The organism is Streptomyces sp. NPDC002643, from assembly GCF_053592555.1.
Window position 1 is genome coordinate 107,271 of sequence record NZ_JBSFVY010000019.1, and the last position, 18,295, is coordinate 125,565.

Genomic DNA, 18,295 nt, shown 5'->3' on the forward strand with positions numbered 1-18,295 from the left:
GAAGTTCGTCGGCTTCGACAACGTTCGGTCACGAAGGGGGACACGGTGCTTGTTGCGATGGTTGAACTGCTACGGATGGTTGAGCGGTTTTTAACCCTTTCGGAGTACAAGCTCCGTGTTGCGGTCGCCGGCGGTGCCGGTGAGGGTGTCGCGGCGGCCGGGGGCGTTGTAGGACAGCTCGCGGTAGAGGGCGGCGAGACCGGTCTGGCTGAGGTCGGCGAAGTCCGTGGTGTGCGGGGCGGCGGACTCGATCAGCGTGGTGAACAGGGAGATCGTGCCGTCCTTGTTGTCCACCAGCTCGATCACCCGGGCGAGCTGGGGGAAGTCGATGTGCGACGCGGTGGAGATCTCCCAGAAGGAGCCGCCGCCCGCCGACGAGTGCGGGGTGATGCGGTTGCGGTGCGAGTGACCGTTGACCCAGGCCAGGACGTTGCGGTGGCGGCCCAGCAGGGACAGCACCTCGTCACCGCCGTGGCGGGCCTCACCGGGACGTCCGGGGTCCTTGTTGAGGTTGCGCATCGACTTGCTGGTGTGGTGGCTGAAGATGACCGCGTACGAGCCGTCCTTGGCGGCGTCCTTCAGCGTACGGTCCAGCCACCTCAGTTGGGCCGTGCCGAGCGAGCCCTCGTAGTGGCCGCCGGGGTCGGTGGAGTCCAGGCTGATGCCGATGACGTCGTCGGCGATACGGAAGACGTAGTACTGGGTGCCGGCGTCGAGGTTGGCCTGCGAGTAGCCGTGGCCGACCGGGCCGTAGCCCTGGTGGGCCGGGTCCAGGTGGGCCTTCAGATACTCAAGGGGTGTGAAGGGGGCGCGGTTCTCGTCCGGGGTGACCGAACGCATCTTCCTCGCCTGGGACTTGAGGATGTCCTTCCACTCGGCGCCGCGCGGGTCGCCGCCGCTCTTGACGTTGTCCCAGATGGCCTTCCCGACCTGCTCGTCCAGCGTCATCAGCTTCTTGCCGCCGACCGCGTACTCGGCGAAGAAGGAGTCGCCGGGGGCGTAGCAGCCGCCGGGCAGGGAGTCGTGGTTGCCGACCGTGGAGTACCACGGGACGTTCAGGCCGGGGCTGTTGACCTCGCGGATCGCGGCGGCCAGGAAGCCGCCGAGGTGCGGGAAGCCGAGGGCCTTGTCGGAGTCACGGACGGTCGAGTCGGGCTGCCAGTAGAGGTCGAGACCGCTGTTCTGGACGCCCTCGTAGCGGCGCGGGTCACCGGAGTTGGGGGTGATCCGGCCGCCGCTCATCACCTTCAGGAACCAGTCCAGTTCCGTCTTGGAGTTGTTGTCGGTGTTGTCGCCGGTCGTCATCACGAAGTGCAGCGGGGAGCCGGTGACCGGGGCACCGCGCAGCGCGTTCACCCGCTCCACCAGCGAGACCGCGCCCGCCACGGACAGCGCCTCCTGCGGACGCCAGGCGCTGGCGGTCTGGGCGCGCAGGTACTCGTAGCGCAGCGGGTGCTGGACGTCGACGACGTGCAGGTCGGTGAACTGCACGAACGACGCCAGCGTCGTACGGCGGCTCTCCCGGCCCGACTTGGGGGTCGCGAGGTCGGCGCGCACCGCCCGCTCCCAGCCGGCGCCGTCGCCGAGGCGGCGGTAGCCGGACGTGTTGCGGGGCGCGGCGACCGAGGCGAGGGTCGTGCCCCGGGTGTACGGGGTGAGGGGGGCGGCGGGGGCCTCGCGGTTGGACAGCGACACGGGTTCCGCGCGGGCGGGGGTGGCCGCGTGGGCGGGGTCGGTCTCCGGCCGCAGGGCGAGGCCGATGCCCGCCGCGATCCCGACCGCGCCGGTGGTGGCGAGGAAGGCGCGGCGGTCAGGGTGGGTGGCGGCGGCAGCGACTGAGCGTATGCGCGACATGGCGCGGTCTCCCCGAGTGCGAACGCTTCGGCAGTGGTCGCGGGGGCCTCCGGCCGGGGTCGGCCCGTGAGGTGTTTCCCGCTCGTACTGGATGCTTGGCAGTGGGGGTGACCTGGGCGTTAACGAGGTGACAACGGGGGGCGCCGATCACGGTACGTGGATCACGGAGTACGCGGCGCGTGGCTGAGGGTTGGCGAATGCGAGGTTGACTGGAAGGGGGATGGTCACTGCTTGTTCATGTGGGCGGGCATCACGCCTCTTCGCCGTGGGGGGTTTGTGGGTTTGCGAGTGCGGGTTCGTCGTGGCTGGTCGCGCCCACGCGGCGGAGCCGCACATCGATACAGCCCCGCGCCCCTAACAACCTAGGAGCTGGCCGGTAGCGACAAGTGGCCGTTCCTTGGGCGGGCCCGCCACAGGGCCAGGCCCGCGTCCACCAAGTCCACCCTGTCCAGGTTCGGGACGTCCGCCAAGGCATGCCAGGCCGCCATGTCCGTCGAGCCGTTCTCCTCGTTGCGGAGGGTGCCGGCGGTGATGTCGGCCTCGTAGAGGATGCGGAGGGCGTGGAAGGTGGCGCGGCCGGCCAGGCGGCGGGAGCTGTCGCGGGTCATGGAGTCGATGCCGAGGAGGGTCGTCGGCTCGACCTCGTAGCCGGTTTCCTCGGTGACTTCCCTCACTACCGTGTCGTAGGGGTCCTCGCCGTGGTCCATGCCCCCGCCCGGCAGCGTCCACCGCTTGACGCCCTCCCTGGACACCCAGCGGGCCAGCAAGATCTGTCCGTCCCGTACACATACGGCGTAGGCCGCCACCCGCAAGTCCTCGCGCATACGCAGACGTTACTGAACGACTCGACGCCGACCAGCACGGGAAGGGCGGATACACCCCCGTGGCACCCGCCCTTCCGGTTCGCTGCGCCACGATCTTCGGCTTGTGAAGAACCCGTGCGCCAGGCTTCGAGGGTGGCCGCCTCCAGCCATGGCACTGTGCTGCCAAGATCCTGGATTCGCTGTTGAATCCGCGTTGATCGAACTAGGATTCGCTTCTGGGAAAAGAGGAGGTAAGGGGGCAAAAATGCTGGACGAGTTTCTGGAATCCGACCCCCAGGCCCTCCGTATCTATCGGACCTTTCTCACCAATCCGTCCTGGACACTCCAGGACATCCAGGAACACACCGACCTGTCCGTGCAGGAGGTGAGGGCCGCCGTCGACCGGCTCGCGGGGCTGTCCCTGCTCAGCCCGGTCACGGAGACCACGTTCCTGCCGATGAACCCCGACACGGTCCTCGGTCCGGCCCTGCGCCGCCGCGAGGCCCAACTGGACGCCGCGCGCGCCGACTTGACGAGCAGACAGGCCACGGTCGCCGAACTGACCGCCGACTATGTCGCGCTGGGCCTGCGGAACACCGGTGGCGCCGAGCATCTCGTCGGTGTGGACGCCGTCCGTACCCGGCTGGAGCAGCTGTCCCGGGACGCGGTGCAGGAGGTCTGCACCTTCACGCCGGGCGGCGCCGTGAGCGCGGCCGGACGGGAGTCGGCCCGCCCCCTGGACCAGGAGTGTTTCGAGCGGGGCGTCCGTATGCGGTCCGTCTACCTCGACAGCGTCCGCAACGACCCCGGCACCTCCGAGTACGCCACCTGGCTCACCTCGATGGGCGGCCAGGTCCGTACGGTCCCCGCGGTGCCGATGCGGATGATCATCTGCGATCGTGAGGTCGCCGTCGTGCCGGTCAACGCCGAGGACAGCCGGCAGGGCGCCCTCGTCGTGCGCTACCAGGGCGTCGTACGGGCCCTCGCCGAGCTCTTCGAGCTGGTCTGGGCGCAGGGGGTGCCGCTCGGGGAGGAGGGCCGGCCGGCGCCGGGGAACGAGGCCAGCGAACGCGACCGGGTGCTGCTGAAGCTGCTGTCCGAGGGGATGACGGATCAGGGGATCGCCCGCAAGCTGGGGCTGTCCGTGCGGACGATCCGCCGGCTGATGTCGGACCTGATGAAGCGGTTGGACGCGCAGAGCCGTTTCGAGGCGGGGGCCGAGGCCGTGCGCCGGGGTTGGCTCTAGGGACATCCCGGGATTGGCTCCAGGGGCATCCTGGGGTTGGTTCCCCGGACATCCCTGGGGTTGCTCTGGAGATGTCAGGGATTGGGCAGAGCCCATCGAGTCGTCTACCCGGTGATCGTCCGGGGCATGTGGCCGCGTCCGGACATGGCCGCAATAGGACAGGGGAGACGCGTACGAATCCCATGTCGATCCCCGATGATCGGTCGTGCCCCCGTTCGGGGGCTCACTCGTATCCCCACACGAAAGAGGAACGGTTGTGCATTCCTCGAAGAAGGCGCGGCGCCTGAGCGGCTTCGCCCTGCTCGCTCTGGGTTCCGCCGCGATGGTCCTCACCGTCGGCGGCTCCACGGGTATCTCCGTCTCCCCCGCCGACCGGACGGTCGTGGCGGCGGACGACCTCACGGATGTGGTCGTCCCCGGCGAGAAGGCGACGTGGACGTGGGACGACCAGGAGTGAGCTGAGCCCACCGCGCTGCTTCACAACGGCCCGTCGGATTCCCCGACGGGCCGTTGGGCGTCCGGGTCGGACTCACTCGCAGGCCAGGTTCTCGCCGGCCGGCAGTTCCTTCTCGATCCAGGTCCGCTCGCGGGCGATCTCGGCCTCGTCCGTGGTCCAGAGGTCGGGTTCGGCGCTGTTGTGGGGGATGCCGATGAGGACGTGGTCGCCGGCCTTGAGCCGGGGGGTGAGGTTCTCGTCCATGGGGAACACGGCCTCGTCGGCGCCCTCGGCGGGCTTGTAGTAGCGGTCCACGTCGACGGTGACGCGGTCCTGTCCGGTGCCGGGGACGCGTTCGCGGGAGACGACGGTGCCCTCGAAGACGAGGCGGGCGCAGGCGAGGTAACCGGCCCGGCCGCGCTTGGCGTCGTCCTGACCGGCCCCCGCGTCGGTGTCCGCGAGTGAGCCGGAGTCCGACGAGGACGTGCTGTCCACGCCGCCGCCCGCCTGGACGACGAGCCAGCCGACGCCGAGGACGAACGAGGCGGCGGCCGCGGCGGCGAGCGCGCCGGCAGCGACGGTCAGTCCCCGCCGGGCACGCCGACGCCGCTTCACCCGCGAGCCCAGCGGGGTCACGCCCGCGAGGGGGGCCTCCCGGCCCCCGGCCCCGAGCTCCTCCCCGGGCGCCTCCCTGGCCCCCGTCCCCCGGCCTTCCCCGAGCCACACCCCCGCGGCTTCCCCAGCCACCACCGCTTGGCCACGCCCCGCCTCCTGCCCGAGCGCCGGGTCCCGTCCGGGTTCCGACTCCTGTCCGAGTTCCGGCTCCCGTCCGAGTCCCGGTCCCGGCTCCCGTCCCGGCCCCGACCCCCATCCGAGTCCCGGCTCCCGTCCCGGCCCCGACCCCCGTCCGAGTTCCGTCTCGATGCCGGCCACGTGCCCCGGCCGCGCGGCCCCGGGTCGCCCCGGCGGTACGCCGGTCTCCGCGTCCGGGGCACCCGCGTCGGCGTCCTCGTCCGGGACACCTGGGTCAGCCTTCGCACCCCGGACACCCGCGTCACCCTCCGCGTCCCGGACACCCCGGCCGGCATCCGCGTACCCGGCCGGAACACCCGCGCCACCCTCCGCATCCCGAACACCCAGGTCACCCTCCGCGTCCCGAGCGCCCCGGCCGGCATCCGCCTCCGCGCCCCGCACCGCGTCCGCGCCCCTCCCGCTCGCGGCCCACCGGTGGGCCCCCCTGTCCCCCCTCGTATCGCCGCCGGCCTCGGCCCCTGTGTCACTCCCCGTGCCGACCTTCGAAGCACTCCCCGCCCCGACCCCCACGCCACTCCCCGCCCCCGCCCCCAAATCAGCCAACGCATCCCCGATGGCCCCCAGCTGCTCCCTCAGCAAAGCCAGGTCGGTGGTGGCCGCGCGGTGGGCCGTCATGAACTCCTGGTCGGTCTGGGCCTCTTCGGGCAGGGGGGCGTCGGTGAGGGCGGACAGGAGGGCGTCCATCCCGTTGTGGACGGGGCCGTCGAACTCGGCCTCGACCTCGTCGTACCCGGCGTCGCGCCGGCTGTCGTCCCGGGCGGACACGTCACACCACCTCGTCCTCGTGCAGGCGGGCGCGCAGCGCGCGGACCGCCGAGTGGAGCCTGCTCTTGACCGTGCCCTCGGGGATGCCCAGCTCCTCGGCGATCCCGCGTACCGGCAGGTCGGCGTAGAAGCGCAGGACGAGAACCTGGCGCTGGGCGTCGGGCAGCTCGTCCAGGCCCCGGGCGACGGCGAGCGAGAGCACGCTGGAGTCCTCGCCGAAGGCGTGCAGGGAGTGCTCCGGCTGGCGCAGCGAGGCCAGGCGCTCACCGAGGCGCTCCTGGCGGCGCCTCGCCCGGTGCCAGTCCATCGCCAGGTTGGAGGCGACCACCGCCGCCCACGCGGACACGTCCCTCGGCGCCTCCCTGCCGCTCGCGGCCCGCTCCAGCAGCCGCAGCCTCACCTGCTGCACCCCGTCCGGCAGGTCCGTCTGCGGCACACCGCCGAGCGCGAGCACCGCCCGCACCCGCCGCTCCTGGGCCGCGTCGAGCGGATCGGTGCCGGTGGCCGGCGCGGCGGCCCCCGTGTCGCGCGGATCGTCCACCTCCTGGACGCGACGCGCCTTTCTGCGCAGCACAGCCACCCCTCCCCACCCGCGTTTCCCCTACGACGCCGGGGTGGGCCGAAACGTTCGTACGGCTCGGCCGAGTTTTTCCGGGGGCCCGCAGAGGCGTACGTCACACCTTCGCGTGCGGGTCGGGCAGATGGGCAGGGTCGGGGCAGCACAGCTTTCGGCACGGGGGCGCCCCCGGGGGAATTTCTCCAGCTCAGCGTGGTTGACGAACGAAGAACCGGGGACGGACCCGGAGCCGTCGTACGCCGTGGACGTCCCATGGAACGAGCCGGGCGGTCAAACGATTGGACACGCGGACCGGGGCTGCCCGCATGATGGAAACGCCTCGGCCATGCCGCAGACACATACAAGCCACGTAAAGGGAGTCGCCGTGAGGGTCGGAATCGTCGGAGCCACCGGGCAGGTCGGCACGGTCATGCGGAGCATCCTCAAGGAGCGGAACTTTCCGACGACGGAGCTGCGCCTGTTCGCGTCGGCCCGCTCGGCCGGGTCGGTGATCGACGGGGTGACGGTCGAGGACGCGGCGACGGCGGACTACAGCGGCCTCGACATCGTGCTGTTCTCGGCGGGCGGCGCCACCTCCAAGGCGCTGGCGGAGAAGGTCGCCTCCCAGGGCGCGGTCGTCATCGACAACTCCTCGGCGTGGCGCCGCGACCCCGAGGTACCCCTGGTGGTCTCCGAGGTGAACCCGCACGCGATCGCCGACCGCCCCAAGGGCATCATCGCCAACCCGAACTGCACGACCATGGCCGCGATGCCGGTCCTGCGCCCGCTGCACGCGGAGGCCGGGCTGGAGGCGCTGGTCGTCGCCACCTACCAGGCGGTGTCCGGGTCCGGGCTCGCTGGCGTGGCGGAGCTGCACGGGCAGGTCCAGAAGGTCGTCGCGGACGCGGACAAGCTGACGCACGACGGCGGCGCGGTCGACTTCCCCGAGCCGGGCGTCTACAAGCGGCCCATCGCCTTCAACGTCGTGCCGCTCGCCGGTTCGATCGTCGACGACGGGCTGAACGAGACGGACGAGGAGCAGAAGCTCCGCCACGAGTCCCGCAAGATCCTGGAGATCGCGGAGCTGAAGGTCTCCGGCACCTGTGTGCGCGTCCCGGTCTTCTCGGGCCACTCCCTCCAGGTCAACGCCCGCTTCGCCCGCCCGATCTCCCCCGAGCGCGCCACGGAACTCCTCGCGGGCGCCCCGGGCGTGGCCCTCTCCGACATCCCGACCCCCCTCCAGGCCGCCGGCCAGGACCCCTCGTACGTCGGCCGCGTGCGCAAGGACGAGACCGTCGACAACGGCCTCGCCCTGTTCATCTCCAACGACAACCTCCGCAAGGGCGCGGCCCTGAACGCCGTCCAGATCGCGGAACTGGTGGCGGCGGAGCTGAAGGGCTGACGCCGGTTCACACACCAAGGCCCACCGGCTCCGGTCGACCGGTGGGCCTTGGTGTGCGGCAGGCTCGCAAGGCGGCATGGAAGGATGGCGCAACCCACACATAACGAGGAGATGACCGCGTGCCTGGCACAAACCTGACCCGCGATGAGGCTCAGCAGCGGGCGGAGCTGCTCAGCGTTGACTCGTACGAGATCGATCTCGACCTCTCCGGCGCGCAGGAGGGCGGGACCTACCGGTCCGTTACCACGGTGCGCTTCGATGTATCGGAGAGCGGCGCCCAGTCCTTCATCGACCTGGTGGCCCCGACCGTCCACGAGGTGACCCTCAACGGCGATCCGCTGGACGTGGACGAGGTCTTCAAGGACTCCCGGATCGCGCTGCCCGGCCTGCTCCAGGGCCGTAACGTCCTGCGCGTCGTCGCCGACTGCGCGTACACCAACACGGGTGAAGGTCTGCACCGGTTCGTCGACCCGGTCGACGACCAGGCGTACCTGTACACGCAGTTCGAGGTCCCGGACGCCCGCCGGGTCTTCGCGTCCTTCGAGCAGCCCGATCTGAAGGCCACCTTCCAGTTCACGGTGAAGGCCCCGACCGGCTGGACGGTCATCTCCAACTCGCCGACGCCGGAACCCAAGGACGACGTCTGGGTCTTCGAGCCGACCCCGAGGATCTCCAGCTACATCACCGCGCTGATCGTCGGCCCGTACCACTCCGTGCACAGCGTGTACGAGAAGGACGGGCAGAGCGTGCCGCTGGGCATCTACTGCCGCCCCTCGCTCGCCGAGTTCCTCGACTCGGACGCGATCTTCGAGGTGACCCGGCAGGGCTTCGACTGGTTCCAGGAGAAGTTCGACTACGCGTACCCGTTCAAGAAGTACGACCAGCTGTTCGTACCGGAGTTCAACGCGGGCGCGATGGAGAACGCGGGCGCGGTGACCATCCGCGACCAGTACGTGTTCCGGTCCAAGGTGACGGACGCCGCGTACGAGATGCGCGCGGAGACCATCCTGCACGAGCTGGCCCACATGTGGTTCGGCGACCTCGTGACGATGGAGTGGTGGAACGACCTGTGGCTGAACGAGTCGTTCGCCACGTACACGTCCATCGCCTGCCAGGCGTACGCCCCCGGCTCGCGCTGGCCGCACTCCTGGACCACGTTCGCCAACTCCATGAAGACCTGGGCGTACCGGCAGGACCAGCTGCCGTCCACCCACCCGATCATGGCCGAGATCCGCGACCTCGACGACGTCCTCGTCAACTTCGACGGCATCACTTACGCGAAGGGGGCGAGCGTGTTGAAGCAGCTCGTCGCGTATGTGGGCATGGACGAGTTCTTCCGGGGCGTACAGGCTTATTTCAAGGCGCACGCGTACGGCAACACGCGCCTGTCCGATCTGCTGGGCGCCCTGGAGGAGACCTCCGGGCGTGATCTCAAGGCGTGGTCGAAGGCGTGGCTGGAGACGGCGGGTATCAACATCCTCCGTCCCGAGATCGAGACCGACGCGAACGGTGTCATCACCTCCTTCGCGATCCGCCAGGAGGCCCCGGCCCTGCCCACCGGCGCCAAGGGCGAGCCGACACTGCGCCCGCACCGCATCGCGGTCGGCCTGTACGAACTGGACAGTTCAGAAAGCGCCAGCGGCAAGTTGGTCCGCGACGACCGTGTCGAGCTGGATGTCGACGGTGAACTGACCGCCGTACCGGGGCTGGTGGGCAAGCGCCGCCCGGCGGTCGTCCTCCTCAACGACGACGACCTGTCGTACGCGAAGGTCCGCCTGGACGAGCAGTCGCTGGCCTTCGTCACCGAGCACCTCGGCGACTTCGAGTCCTCCCTCCCCCGCGCCCTGTGCTGGGCCTCCGCCTGGGACATGACCCGTGACGGGGAACTCGCCACGCGCGACTACCTGTCCCTCGTGCTGTCCGGCATCGGCAAGGAGTCGGACATCGGTGTCGTGCAGTCCCTGCAACGGCAGGTGAAGCTGGCGATCGAGCTGTACGCCGACCCGACGGGGCGCGAGGCGCTGCTCACGCGCTGGACGGACGCCACGCTGGCCTATCTACGGACCGCCGCCCCGTCCTCCGACCACCAGCTCGCCTGGGCGCGCGCCTTCGCGGCGACCGCCCGCGAGCCGGAGCAGCTGGACCTGCTGGAGGCCCTGTTGGAGGGCACCCAGACCATCGAGGGGCTGGCCGTCGACACCGAGCTGCGCTGGGCGCTGGTCCAGCGGCTGGCGGCGGTGGGCCGTTACGACGAGGCGGAGATCGCCGGGGAGTACGAGCGCGACAAGACCGCCGCCGGTGAGCGCCACGCGGCGACCGCCCGCGCGTCCCGTCCGACGCCGGAGGCCAAGGCGGATGCCTGGTCCCAGGTCATCGAGTCGGACAAGCTTCCGAACGCCCTTCAGGAGGCGGTCATCGGCGGCTTCGTCCAGACCGACCAGCGCGAGCTGCTGGCGCCGTACACCGACAAGTACTTCGAGGTCGTCAAGGGCATCTGGGACTCCCGCTCCCACGAGATCGCCCAGCAGATCGCCGTCGGTCTCTACCCGACGATCCAGGTCTCGGAGGAGACCCTGCGCAAGACGGACGCCTGGCTCGCCTCCGCCGAGCCCAACGCGGCCCTCCGCCGCCTGGTCTCCGAGTCCCGCGCGGGAGTGGAGCGGGCCCTGAAGGCCCAGGCCACGGACGCGGCGGCCGCGGAAACCGTGGAGTAGCCGACTCCGTAGGGCCGGCAGGCGGTCGTACGACGACGGGGGCGTCCGGTGTGATCACCGGGCGCCCCCTTTCGTCCGCCTCCTACGCGCGCACGCCGGTCTCCTCGGCCGGGCGGGCGGCTGTCCGGGAGGGTGGCGAAGGCTGCGGCTCTCGCGGGGCGGGTCCTCGGTTCGGCGGCCGGAGCTGGCCGAGGACCGTGGCGCCGAACGCGATGGCCATGCCGAGGAGTTGGAGGGGGGTCAGGGACTGGCCGAGGGCCGCCCAGCCGATGACGGCGGCGGTCAGCGGGGAGAGGGGGCCGAGGAAGGTGACCTGGGTGGCCGGGAGCCGGCCGATGCCCCGGAACCACAGCCAGTACGAGACGGCCGTGTTGCCGAGGGCCAGATAGAGGTAGCCGCCGACGGCCGGGCCGTCGAGGGCCGGGGGCGCCCCCTCGACCAGCAGGGCGAGCGGCGCGATCAGCAGACCGCCGGTGGTCAGTTGCCAGCCGGTGAGGGCCAGCGGGCCCACGCCCTCGGGGCGGCCCCAGCGCTTGGTGAGGACCGTGCCGGCGGACATGGACGCCGTGGAGGCGACCGCGGCGAGCAGGCCCACGAGGTCGAGCGCGCCGGTCGCCTTCGCCACGACCAGGCTGACGCCGAGGGCCGCCGCGACACCGGTGAGCAGGGTGCGCGGGGTCGGCCGCTCACCGAGGAGCACGGCCGCGAGGCCCACCACGAACAGCGGCCCGACCGAGCCGACCACCGCTGCCATGCCTCCCGGCAGGCGGTACGCGGACAGGAACAGCAACGGGAAGAAGGCACCGATGTTCAGCGCGCCCAGCACCGTCGCCTTCGCCCACCAGATGCCGCGCGGCAGTCTGCGGGAGACGGCGAGCAGCAGCAGTCCGGCCGGGAGCGCCCGCACCAGCCCCGTGAACAGCGGACGGTCGGCCGGGAGGAACTCCGTGGTGACGGCGTAGGTCGTGCCCCAGGAGATCGGGGCGAGAGCGGTCAGGGCGATGAGGGGGAGGCCTGGGAGGCGGTTCGCGGACATGGGAGGGGCGGGCCCTTCGCGACGGCGGGATGTCGACCGGCGGCAATTACCTTGGCGGCAATTAGCTTGCCATCGATTAGCTTAGCTCTAAGCTAATTATCGTCAAGCTACTTCGCCGTGGCTTTCTTGCGACTGAGTGATCTCGGCTCGATACTCGGTCCATGAACGCGACCCCCACACCCGACGAGACCGGCGGAACCGAGTCCGACGTGCCCCTCCGTGATCCCGTCGACGCGATCATCGACCAGTGGGCCGTGACGCGTCCGGACCTCGACACCACCGCGATGGAGGTCTTCGGACGGGTCTACCGGCTCGCGCGGACGCTCGGGGACCGGATGGACAAGGCGTACGCCCGGTTCGGGATCTCGCGCGGCGAGTTCGATGTCCTGGCGACGCTCCGGCGCTCCGGCGAGCCGTACGCCCTCTCGCCGCGCGAGCTGTCCTCGACGCTCATGCTCACCACCGGGGGGATGACGGGCCGCCTCGACAAGCTCGAACGCGCCGGTCTGCTGCGCCGCTCCCCCGATCCGCACGACCGCCGGGCGCTCCGGGTCACCCTCACGGACGAGGGGTTCCGCCTGGTCGACCGCGCGGTCGAGGCGGGGCTCGCCGAACAGACGGCCGCGCTCTCCCACCTCGACGCCGAACAGGCCGGCCACTTGGCCGACCTGCTGCGAAGACTGGTGGTGGGGACGGGGGCGTAGGCCTGCGGCGCGGGCCGACGGGTCCGAGTCTCGCCGGCTGTCGGCTGTCGGCTGTCGGCTGTCGGCTGTCGGCTGTCGGCTGTCGGCCCCGAGTCCCGTCGCCCCTCGCCGGATGTGGTCCCGAGTCCGCCGACCGGCCTCGCCTGTGGGGGGCGGTTCCAGTCTCGTCGGCTCTCGTCGATGGGCGGTTCCGAGTCCCGTCGATCGGGCCTCGCCAGGTGCTTCGACCACCGGGTCGATCGCGGCTCCGACGCAGGGCCGGGGCGTGCCGTCCGTCGGCTGCGACGCCGTCGTTGCCTGTCCCGCCCGCGTGGCGCCGGCCGCACATCCCCCGCGGCCCCGCGCCGCTTCAGGGTGCCGCCGAGTCGCGGCGGGCTTCGCCCGACCCGCTCAGGCGGTCGCGGGGAGGGCCGCGCCGCCGAGGGCCGCACCGAGGGCCGCCTCGATCGTCGGCGTGTCCGTGCCCTCCGGGCCCTCCGCCGCCCAGGCCACGTAGCCGTCGGGGCGGACCAGGAGGGCCGTACGGCGGTCGCTCGCCCAGTTCGTCGTGGTGAGCAGTTCCTTGTGTGCGTCGGCGAGGGGCGACCGGTTGGTGTCGCGCGGGGTGATGAGGACGAACCGGCCGGCGCGGAGGGCCTCGTAGAGGCGGCCGCCGTCGGTGAGGGCGATGTCGGGGGCGCGGGTGCCGGCGAGGCGGTGGGCGCCGCGCGGGGCCGGGTAGGCGTAGCCGATGCCGGTGACCTGGCCGGTCATCCGGGTGCGCACGGGGCCGACGTGGTTGACGACCGTGGCGGCCACGGCCCGGAACGCGCGCGTCCAGGGGTACTTGGCCATGGCGAGCCGGATGATGCCGCCGCTGCTGCGGAGCACCGCTTTGCCCACCGGGTGGCGTTCGGCCTGGTAGGTGTCGAGGAGGGCGGGGGCGGCGTGGCCGCGCAGGACGGCGGCGAGCTTCCAGCCGAGGTTCGCGGCGTCCTGGAGGCCGGTGTTCATGCCCTGGCCGCCGGCCGGGGTGTGGACGTGCGCGGCATCCCCGGCGAGGAAGACCCGGCCGACCCGGTACGCCGGGGCCTGGCGCTCGTCGCTGTGGAAGCGGGACATCCAGCGGGCGTCGCGCATACCGTGGTCACGGCCGAGGGCCAGCCGGGTGATCTCCCTGACCTCGTCGAGGTCGAGCGGCTCGCTGTCGGGGACGTCACGGCCGCGGTGCCAGCCGACGACGCGGTAGTAGCCGTCGCCGAAGGGCGCGATGAAGGCGAAGGCGTCGCCGACGGCGTTCGCGGCGATCAACTCCTCCGGCGGCTCGTCCAGCCGCACATCGGCGAGGACGACGGAACGGATGACGGACTTCCCCGGGAACGGCTGCCCGATCGCCGTCCGCACCGCACTGCGATGCCCGTCGGCCCCGACGGCGTACGCGGCGGGGAGCGACTCCGCCTCCCCCTGCGGCCCGCGCACGTGAACGGTGACCCCGTCGGCGTCCTGGTCGATCCCCGTCACCTCGGTCTCGTACCGGAACCTCACCCCCGCCTCGACCGCCCGCCGCAGCAGGACCTTCTCCACCTCGTACTGGGGGATCACGAGGACGTGGTTGAAGCGTGAGGGGAGCGTGTCGAGCCGTACGACGAGCCGGGTGAACAGCCGGATACGGTCCAACCGCCGCCCCTTTTCCTCCAGTTCGTCGGCGAGGCCACGGGCGTCGAGCTGCTCCAGGGTGCGGGCGTGCACGGCGAACGCCCGCGACAGGTTGCTGATCTGCCGCTGCCGCCTCTCGACGAGGGTGACCGGGACACCGGCCGCCGCGAGATCCCCGGCCAGCAACAGCCCGGTGGGGCCGGCCCCGACGACGATCACCTCGCGGGGCGTGCCGGGGTTGCCGGCGGTGCCGGTGATGTCGGCGGTCCTGGTGATGTCGGTGATGTCGGTTCCGGTGGTGCCCTTCGCTCCGTTCATGGCGGCCTCCTGCCAACGCTTGTTGGCCAACGTCTGCTGGTCAACGTCCGCTTGGTCAACGCTTGTTGGCCAACGCTTGTTTGCCAACATAGGAGGACACCCCTGGCCTGTCAACACGTGTTGGCCTACGCTTGTTGGCATGGATGACACGGAATCCGCGGAACCCACCGAATCCGCACCTCCCCGACGGTCCGACGCGACGCGGAACGCGATCCTCCTCGCGGCGCGGGAGCGGTTCGCGGCGGACGGCTATGAGCGGGCGACCATTCGGGCGATCGCCAGGGACGCGAAGATCGATCCGTCGATGGTGATGCGGTACTACGGCTCGAAGGAGGGGCTGTTCGCGGCGGCGATCGCCATCGATCTACGGCTGCCCGAGCCCACCGGATTCGACGCGGGGGATGCGGGCCGGGTGCTGGTGGGCCACTTCCTCGACCTCTGGGAGCGGAACGAGGTGCTCACCGCGTTGCTCCGGGTCGGCGTCACCAACCCGGCGGGGGCGGAGCGGATGCAGGGTGTGCTGCGGGACCAGTTGTTGCCGCTGGCCCGGCATGTCTGTCCCGACCCCGAGCAGGCGGCCACGCGGGCGGTGCTGGTCGCCTCACAGATGCTGGGGATGGCGTTGGCGCGCTATGTGCTGCGATTCCAGCCGGCGGTGGGGCTGGGGCGGGAGGAGATCGTGGAGTGGCTGGGGCCGACGGTCCAGCGCTATCTCACGGCGCCCTATCCGACGCCGTATCCCTGAGGAGCCCCGCGACGGGCCCCGGCGCCTTCAGCCGCGTACCGGAGTCGGGCGCCGGACCGGAAACGCGTCGAGGGCGCCCTCGACGCACAGGTGTGCGGAGGGTGCCCTCGATGGACGCGCTGCGGAAAGGGTGGGGTCAGGCCTTCGCCTTCGCCTTGACCTTGGGCTGACGGTCCGTGGACCTGTCCAGCACCATGACGAGGCCGGTGATGACCGCGAAGATGGCGATCGGGGCCACGACGTAGAGGCCGAGCGTGTCGACCACGCTGAGGCCCGGGCCCGGGTCGTCGCCGTCGTCGGGGATCAGCGCGAGGGCGGGGGACGACATCAGCAGCATCATCAGCGTCGTACCGGCGGCCAGGGCGCCGGCTCGCAGGGCGTTCTTCTTGTCCACGAGGCAACGTTAACCAACGGGGGTGCGCTTCGGTTGGTTGGGGGTGCCTAAGGGGTGGGGGCGGCAGGTGATTCGGCGGGTGCGGGTGGGTGGGGGCTGGTCGCGCAGTTCCCCGCGCCCCTTAAAAGCAGGGGCTGCGCCCCGCTTTTATCGGGCCGCAGGCCCGAAGGGCGGGAGGCGTGCGGGCCAGAACGTGCGAGGTGCGCGGGAGGATGAAAATGCATGGGGCGCAGCCCCGCATTTTCAGGGGCGCGGGGCTGTGTCGATCTGCGGCTCCGCCGCGTGGGCGCGATCAGCCCCCACCCACCCGCAGCCACCGAGAAAACCCGCACCCCCGAGCCCTCAGGCGCCCCGCAACACATCCACCAACCCATGCAGCCGAGGCGACGCCGCCAAGTCCTCCAGTGTCACCGGGCGGCCGGTCGCGTCGGCGATGGGGAGGCGCCAGTTCGGGTACTGGTCCCACGTGCCGGGGAGGTTCTGCGGCCGGCGGTCGCCGACCGCGTCGGGGAGCCAGAGGCCGACCATCCGCGCGGGAGTGCGGAGCAGAAAGCGGTGGAGGGCCTGGATCTGGGCCTCCTGAGACGTGGCGGACGTACAGCCCTGCGTGCCGTGGAGCAGGCCCAGACGGGTGAGGAGGGCCAGCCATTCACCGGCGTCGGCGGCGGCCGAGGCGCGTTCGACCTCCAGGGGGCGGGTCAGCAGGCCCAGGCCGTGGCGGAGGGTGACATGGTCGCCGGTGAGGCGGGACGCGGTCGGCGGGAGGTCGTGGGTGGTGGCGGTGGCGAGGCAGTTGGCCCGCCAGCGTTCCGGCGGGAGGGGCCGGCCGGTGCCGTCCCAGTCCCGTTCGAACCACAGCACCGACGTACCGAGCACCCCCCGCGCGTCCAGCGCCTCACGCACCCCCGGCTCCACCGTCCCGAGGTCCTCGCCGATCACCAGCGCCCCGGCCCGCGAGGCCTCCAGGACGAGGATCGCGAGCATGGCGTCGGCGTCGTAACGGACGTACGTGCCCTCCGTCGGCGGCTTGCCCTGCGGTACCCACCAGAGGCGGAACAGGCCCATGACGTGGTCGATGCGCAGGGCGCCCGCGTGGCGGAGGAGGGCGCGCAGGAGGAGGCGGTAGGGGGCGTAGCCGGACTCGGCGAGGCGGTCGGGGCGCCAGGGGGGCAGACCCCAGTCCTGGCCACGGGAGTTGAAGGCGTCGGGGGGCGCGCCGATGGACATTCCGGCGGCGAAGTACTCCTGCTGGGCCCAGGCGTCGGCGCCGCCGGGGTGGACGCCGACCGCCAGGTCGTGGACGAGGCCGATGGGCATACCGGCGTCACGGGCGGAGCGCTGCGCGGCGGCGAGCTGGGCGTCGGTCAGCCAGGCGAGACGGGTGTGGAAGTCGACGCGGTCCATCAGCTCGGCGCGGGCGCGGGCGGTCGCCGCCGAACGCGGGTCGCGCAGGCCCTCGGGCCACCGCTGCCACTCCGGGCCGTGCACCTCCGCCAGCGCGCACCACGTGGCGTGGTCCTCCAGCGCCTCGCCCTCCTCGGCGAGGAAGTCGCAGTACGCGGCCCTCCGCCCGGGCCCGAGCGGCACCCGCCGTACGACCTCCAGCGCCTCCCGTTTCAGCGCCCACACCGCGTCCCGGTCGATCAACTCCCCTTTGTCCAGCACGGCTTCGCGCAGGCGCGCGGCGCGTTCCGGCAGCGTACGGAGGCGGTCGCCCTCCGGGTCCCGGCCGCTCCCGAAGGCGTACGGGTACTCGGGGACGTCCTCGACGCGGAGGTGGACGGGGTCGGGGTAGCGGCGGGAGGAGGGCCGGTAGGGGGAGGGGTCGGTGGGGGTGCCGGGGACGGCGGCGTGCAGGGGGTTGACCTGGACGAATCCCGCGCCGAGGGCGCGGCCGGACCAGGCGGTGAGTTCCGCCAGGTCGCCGAGGTCGCCCATGCCCCAACTGCGGTGGGAGAGCAGGGAGTAGAGCTGGACGAGGAGGCCGTGGACACGGCCGGGCGGGGCGGGGAGGCGGGGCGGGGCCACGACGAGGTGGGCGTCGGCGGTACGGCCGTCGGGGGTGGTGGCGGTGAGGACGTGGACGCCGGGGGGCAACTCCGGCGACTGGGGCAACTCCTCGATGCCGGAGCGGAGTTCGCCCTGCTCGGTGCGGATGTGCAGCCGCGTGCCGGCGGGGAGGGCCGCGAGCGCGGCGGGCGTCGGGCCGTCGCCCCAGCGGACCACGGTCGGCGGCAACAGCCGCTCCCCCAGCTCCCGTTCGCGCGCGGCCAGAGCGGCGGCCACCGACTCGGGCGTACTCGCGTCGACGCCCAGCGCATCGAGCACGGCCACCACCGCGTCCTCCGACGCGGCGACCGTACGGTCCGGGGAGGGGCTGTAGGAGGTGGCGACACCGTGCAGGACGGCCAGCCGGGCCAGCGGGGACTCCGCGAGGTCCTCCGGTCGTGGTGGTTCCCCGGCGGCAGCCGGTCGTCGTGCCATCTAGACCCCCGATGCGGCGCCGTTGGATGTCGGTTCGCTGGTGAGGGGGGCCGCGTCGGTGAGGGGCGGCTCGCTGGTGAGGGGCTCGGCGTCCGGGAGCGGGGGCTCACTGGTGAGGGGCGCCTCGGCGCACGCCCCCTCCGCGCTGAAGACGCAGTGAGGGGGTTCCGGACCGCGCGGCTCCGGAACGTACGGTTTCGCCTCGCCCGTCGGGGAACCTGTTCGGGGCGTGAGGTGTGCCGGTGCGGCCATGAGGGGGCTCCTTGTCCGTTGTACGGCCATGGCGTCGTGCGGGTTCGCGGTATTCCAGCCCTACCCAGTGAACGCCCTGACAGACGCGACCGGCCGAACATCGTGACCCCGGTCACTCCCGGACCTCGTTCGCCACGC

At 71.8% G+C, this 18,295-nt stretch carries 15 protein-coding genes; 6 read left to right on the forward strand and 9 right to left on the reverse strand.

The window, feature by feature from the left end; all coding sequences use genetic code 11:
* Positions 1 to 90: 90 nt before the first annotated feature.
* Both ACWD4G_RS27505 and ACWD4G_RS27510 read right to left on the reverse strand, forming a co-directional pair.
* Positions 91 to 1,854, reverse strand: coding sequence for a TIGR03767 family metallophosphoesterase (locus ACWD4G_RS27505; protein WP_451297908.1), 1,764 nt, complete (start codon positions 1,852 to 1,854; stop codon positions 91 to 93).
* Between the two features lie 362 nt (positions 1,855 to 2,216).
* Complete coding sequence (locus ACWD4G_RS27510) at positions 2,217 to 2,678, reverse strand: NUDIX hydrolase (RefSeq protein WP_451297910.1); 462 nt, start codon at positions 2,676 to 2,678, stop codon at positions 2,217 to 2,219.
* A 244-nt stretch (positions 2,679 to 2,922) separates the two neighbouring features.
* On the opposite strand from ACWD4G_RS27510, the gene ACWD4G_RS27515 reads away from it, so the two are divergent.
* The gene (locus ACWD4G_RS27515; RefSeq protein ID WP_451297912.1) at positions 2,923 to 3,903 is read left to right on the forward strand and encodes a LuxR C-terminal-related transcriptional regulator; all 981 of its coding nucleotides are present in this window, start codon (positions 2,923 to 2,925) and stop codon (positions 3,901 to 3,903) included.
* 256 nt (positions 3,904 to 4,159) lie between these two features.
* Entirely contained in the window at positions 4,160 to 4,360 is a 201-nt protein-coding gene (locus ACWD4G_RS27520) for a hypothetical protein (protein ID WP_451297914.1), read from the forward strand.
* A 72-nt stretch (positions 4,361 to 4,432) separates the two neighbouring features.
* Here the strand turns inward: ACWD4G_RS27520 and ACWD4G_RS27525 are convergent, their stop codons facing one another.
* On the reverse strand, positions 4,433 to 5,917 hold the full coding sequence (locus ACWD4G_RS27525; RefSeq protein WP_451297916.1) for a hypothetical protein: 1,485 nt from the start codon (positions 5,915 to 5,917) through the stop codon (positions 4,433 to 4,435).
* Between the two features lies 1 nt (position 5,918).
* Complete coding sequence (locus tag ACWD4G_RS27530) at positions 5,919 to 6,491, reverse strand: RNA polymerase sigma factor (RefSeq protein ID WP_451297918.1); 573 nt, start codon at positions 6,489 to 6,491, stop codon at positions 5,919 to 5,921.
* Between the two features lie 367 nt (positions 6,492 to 6,858).
* Between ACWD4G_RS27530 and ACWD4G_RS27535 the strand changes: the two genes are divergently transcribed.
* Together ACWD4G_RS27535 and pepN are read left to right on the forward strand one after the other, a co-directional pair.
* Entirely contained in the window at positions 6,859 to 7,875 is a 1,017-nt protein-coding gene (locus tag ACWD4G_RS27535) for an aspartate-semialdehyde dehydrogenase (protein ID WP_451297920.1), read from the forward strand.
* Positions 7,876 to 7,994: 119 nt separating this feature from the next.
* Entirely contained in the window at positions 7,995 to 10,589 is a 2,595-nt protein-coding gene (gene pepN / locus ACWD4G_RS27540; protein WP_451297922.1) for an aminopeptidase N, read from the forward strand.
* An 82-nt stretch (positions 10,590 to 10,671) separates the two neighbouring features.
* Here the strand turns inward: pepN and ACWD4G_RS27545 are convergent, their stop codons facing one another.
* Complete coding sequence (locus ACWD4G_RS27545; RefSeq protein WP_451297924.1) at positions 10,672 to 11,625, reverse strand: EamA family transporter; 954 nt, start codon at positions 11,623 to 11,625, stop codon at positions 10,672 to 10,674.
* A gap of 161 nt (positions 11,626 to 11,786) precedes the next feature.
* On the opposite strand from ACWD4G_RS27545, the gene ACWD4G_RS27550 reads away from it, so the two are divergent.
* Positions 11,787 to 12,329, forward strand: a complete 543-nt coding sequence (locus ACWD4G_RS27550; protein ID WP_451297926.1) for a MarR family winged helix-turn-helix transcriptional regulator — start codon at positions 11,787 to 11,789, stop codon at positions 12,327 to 12,329.
* 390 nt (positions 12,330 to 12,719) lie between these two features.
* Here ACWD4G_RS27550 and ACWD4G_RS27555 read toward each other — a convergent pair whose 3' ends face one another.
* Positions 12,720 to 14,282, reverse strand: coding sequence for an FAD-dependent monooxygenase (locus tag ACWD4G_RS27555; protein ID WP_451297928.1), 1,563 nt, complete (start codon positions 14,280 to 14,282; stop codon positions 12,720 to 12,722).
* A 139-nt stretch (positions 14,283 to 14,421) separates the two neighbouring features.
* On the opposite strand from ACWD4G_RS27555, the gene ACWD4G_RS27560 reads away from it, so the two are divergent.
* Positions 14,422 to 15,027, forward strand: coding sequence for a TetR/AcrR family transcriptional regulator (locus ACWD4G_RS27560; RefSeq protein WP_451297930.1), 606 nt, complete (start codon positions 14,422 to 14,424; stop codon positions 15,025 to 15,027).
* A 136-nt stretch (positions 15,028 to 15,163) separates the two neighbouring features.
* Here ACWD4G_RS27560 and ACWD4G_RS27565 read toward each other — a convergent pair whose 3' ends face one another.
* The 3 genes from ACWD4G_RS27565 to ACWD4G_RS27575 form a co-directional block, all read right to left on the reverse strand.
* Positions 15,164 to 15,421, reverse strand: coding sequence for a hypothetical protein (locus tag ACWD4G_RS27565; RefSeq protein ID WP_451297932.1), 258 nt, complete (start codon positions 15,419 to 15,421; stop codon positions 15,164 to 15,166).
* 342 nt (positions 15,422 to 15,763) lie between these two features.
* Positions 15,764 to 17,905 carry a 4-alpha-glucanotransferase gene (malQ, locus tag ACWD4G_RS27570; RefSeq protein WP_451297934.1) on the reverse strand — a complete coding sequence of 714 codons (2,142 nt, stop codon included), beginning with the start codon at positions 17,903 to 17,905 and terminating at the stop codon, positions 15,764 to 15,766.
* Positions 17,906 to 18,157 (reverse strand): hypothetical protein, encoded by a 252-nt coding sequence (locus ACWD4G_RS27575; RefSeq protein WP_451297936.1) that lies wholly within the window; start codon positions 18,155 to 18,157, stop codon positions 17,906 to 17,908.
* Positions 18,158 to 18,295: the final 138 nt, after the last annotated feature.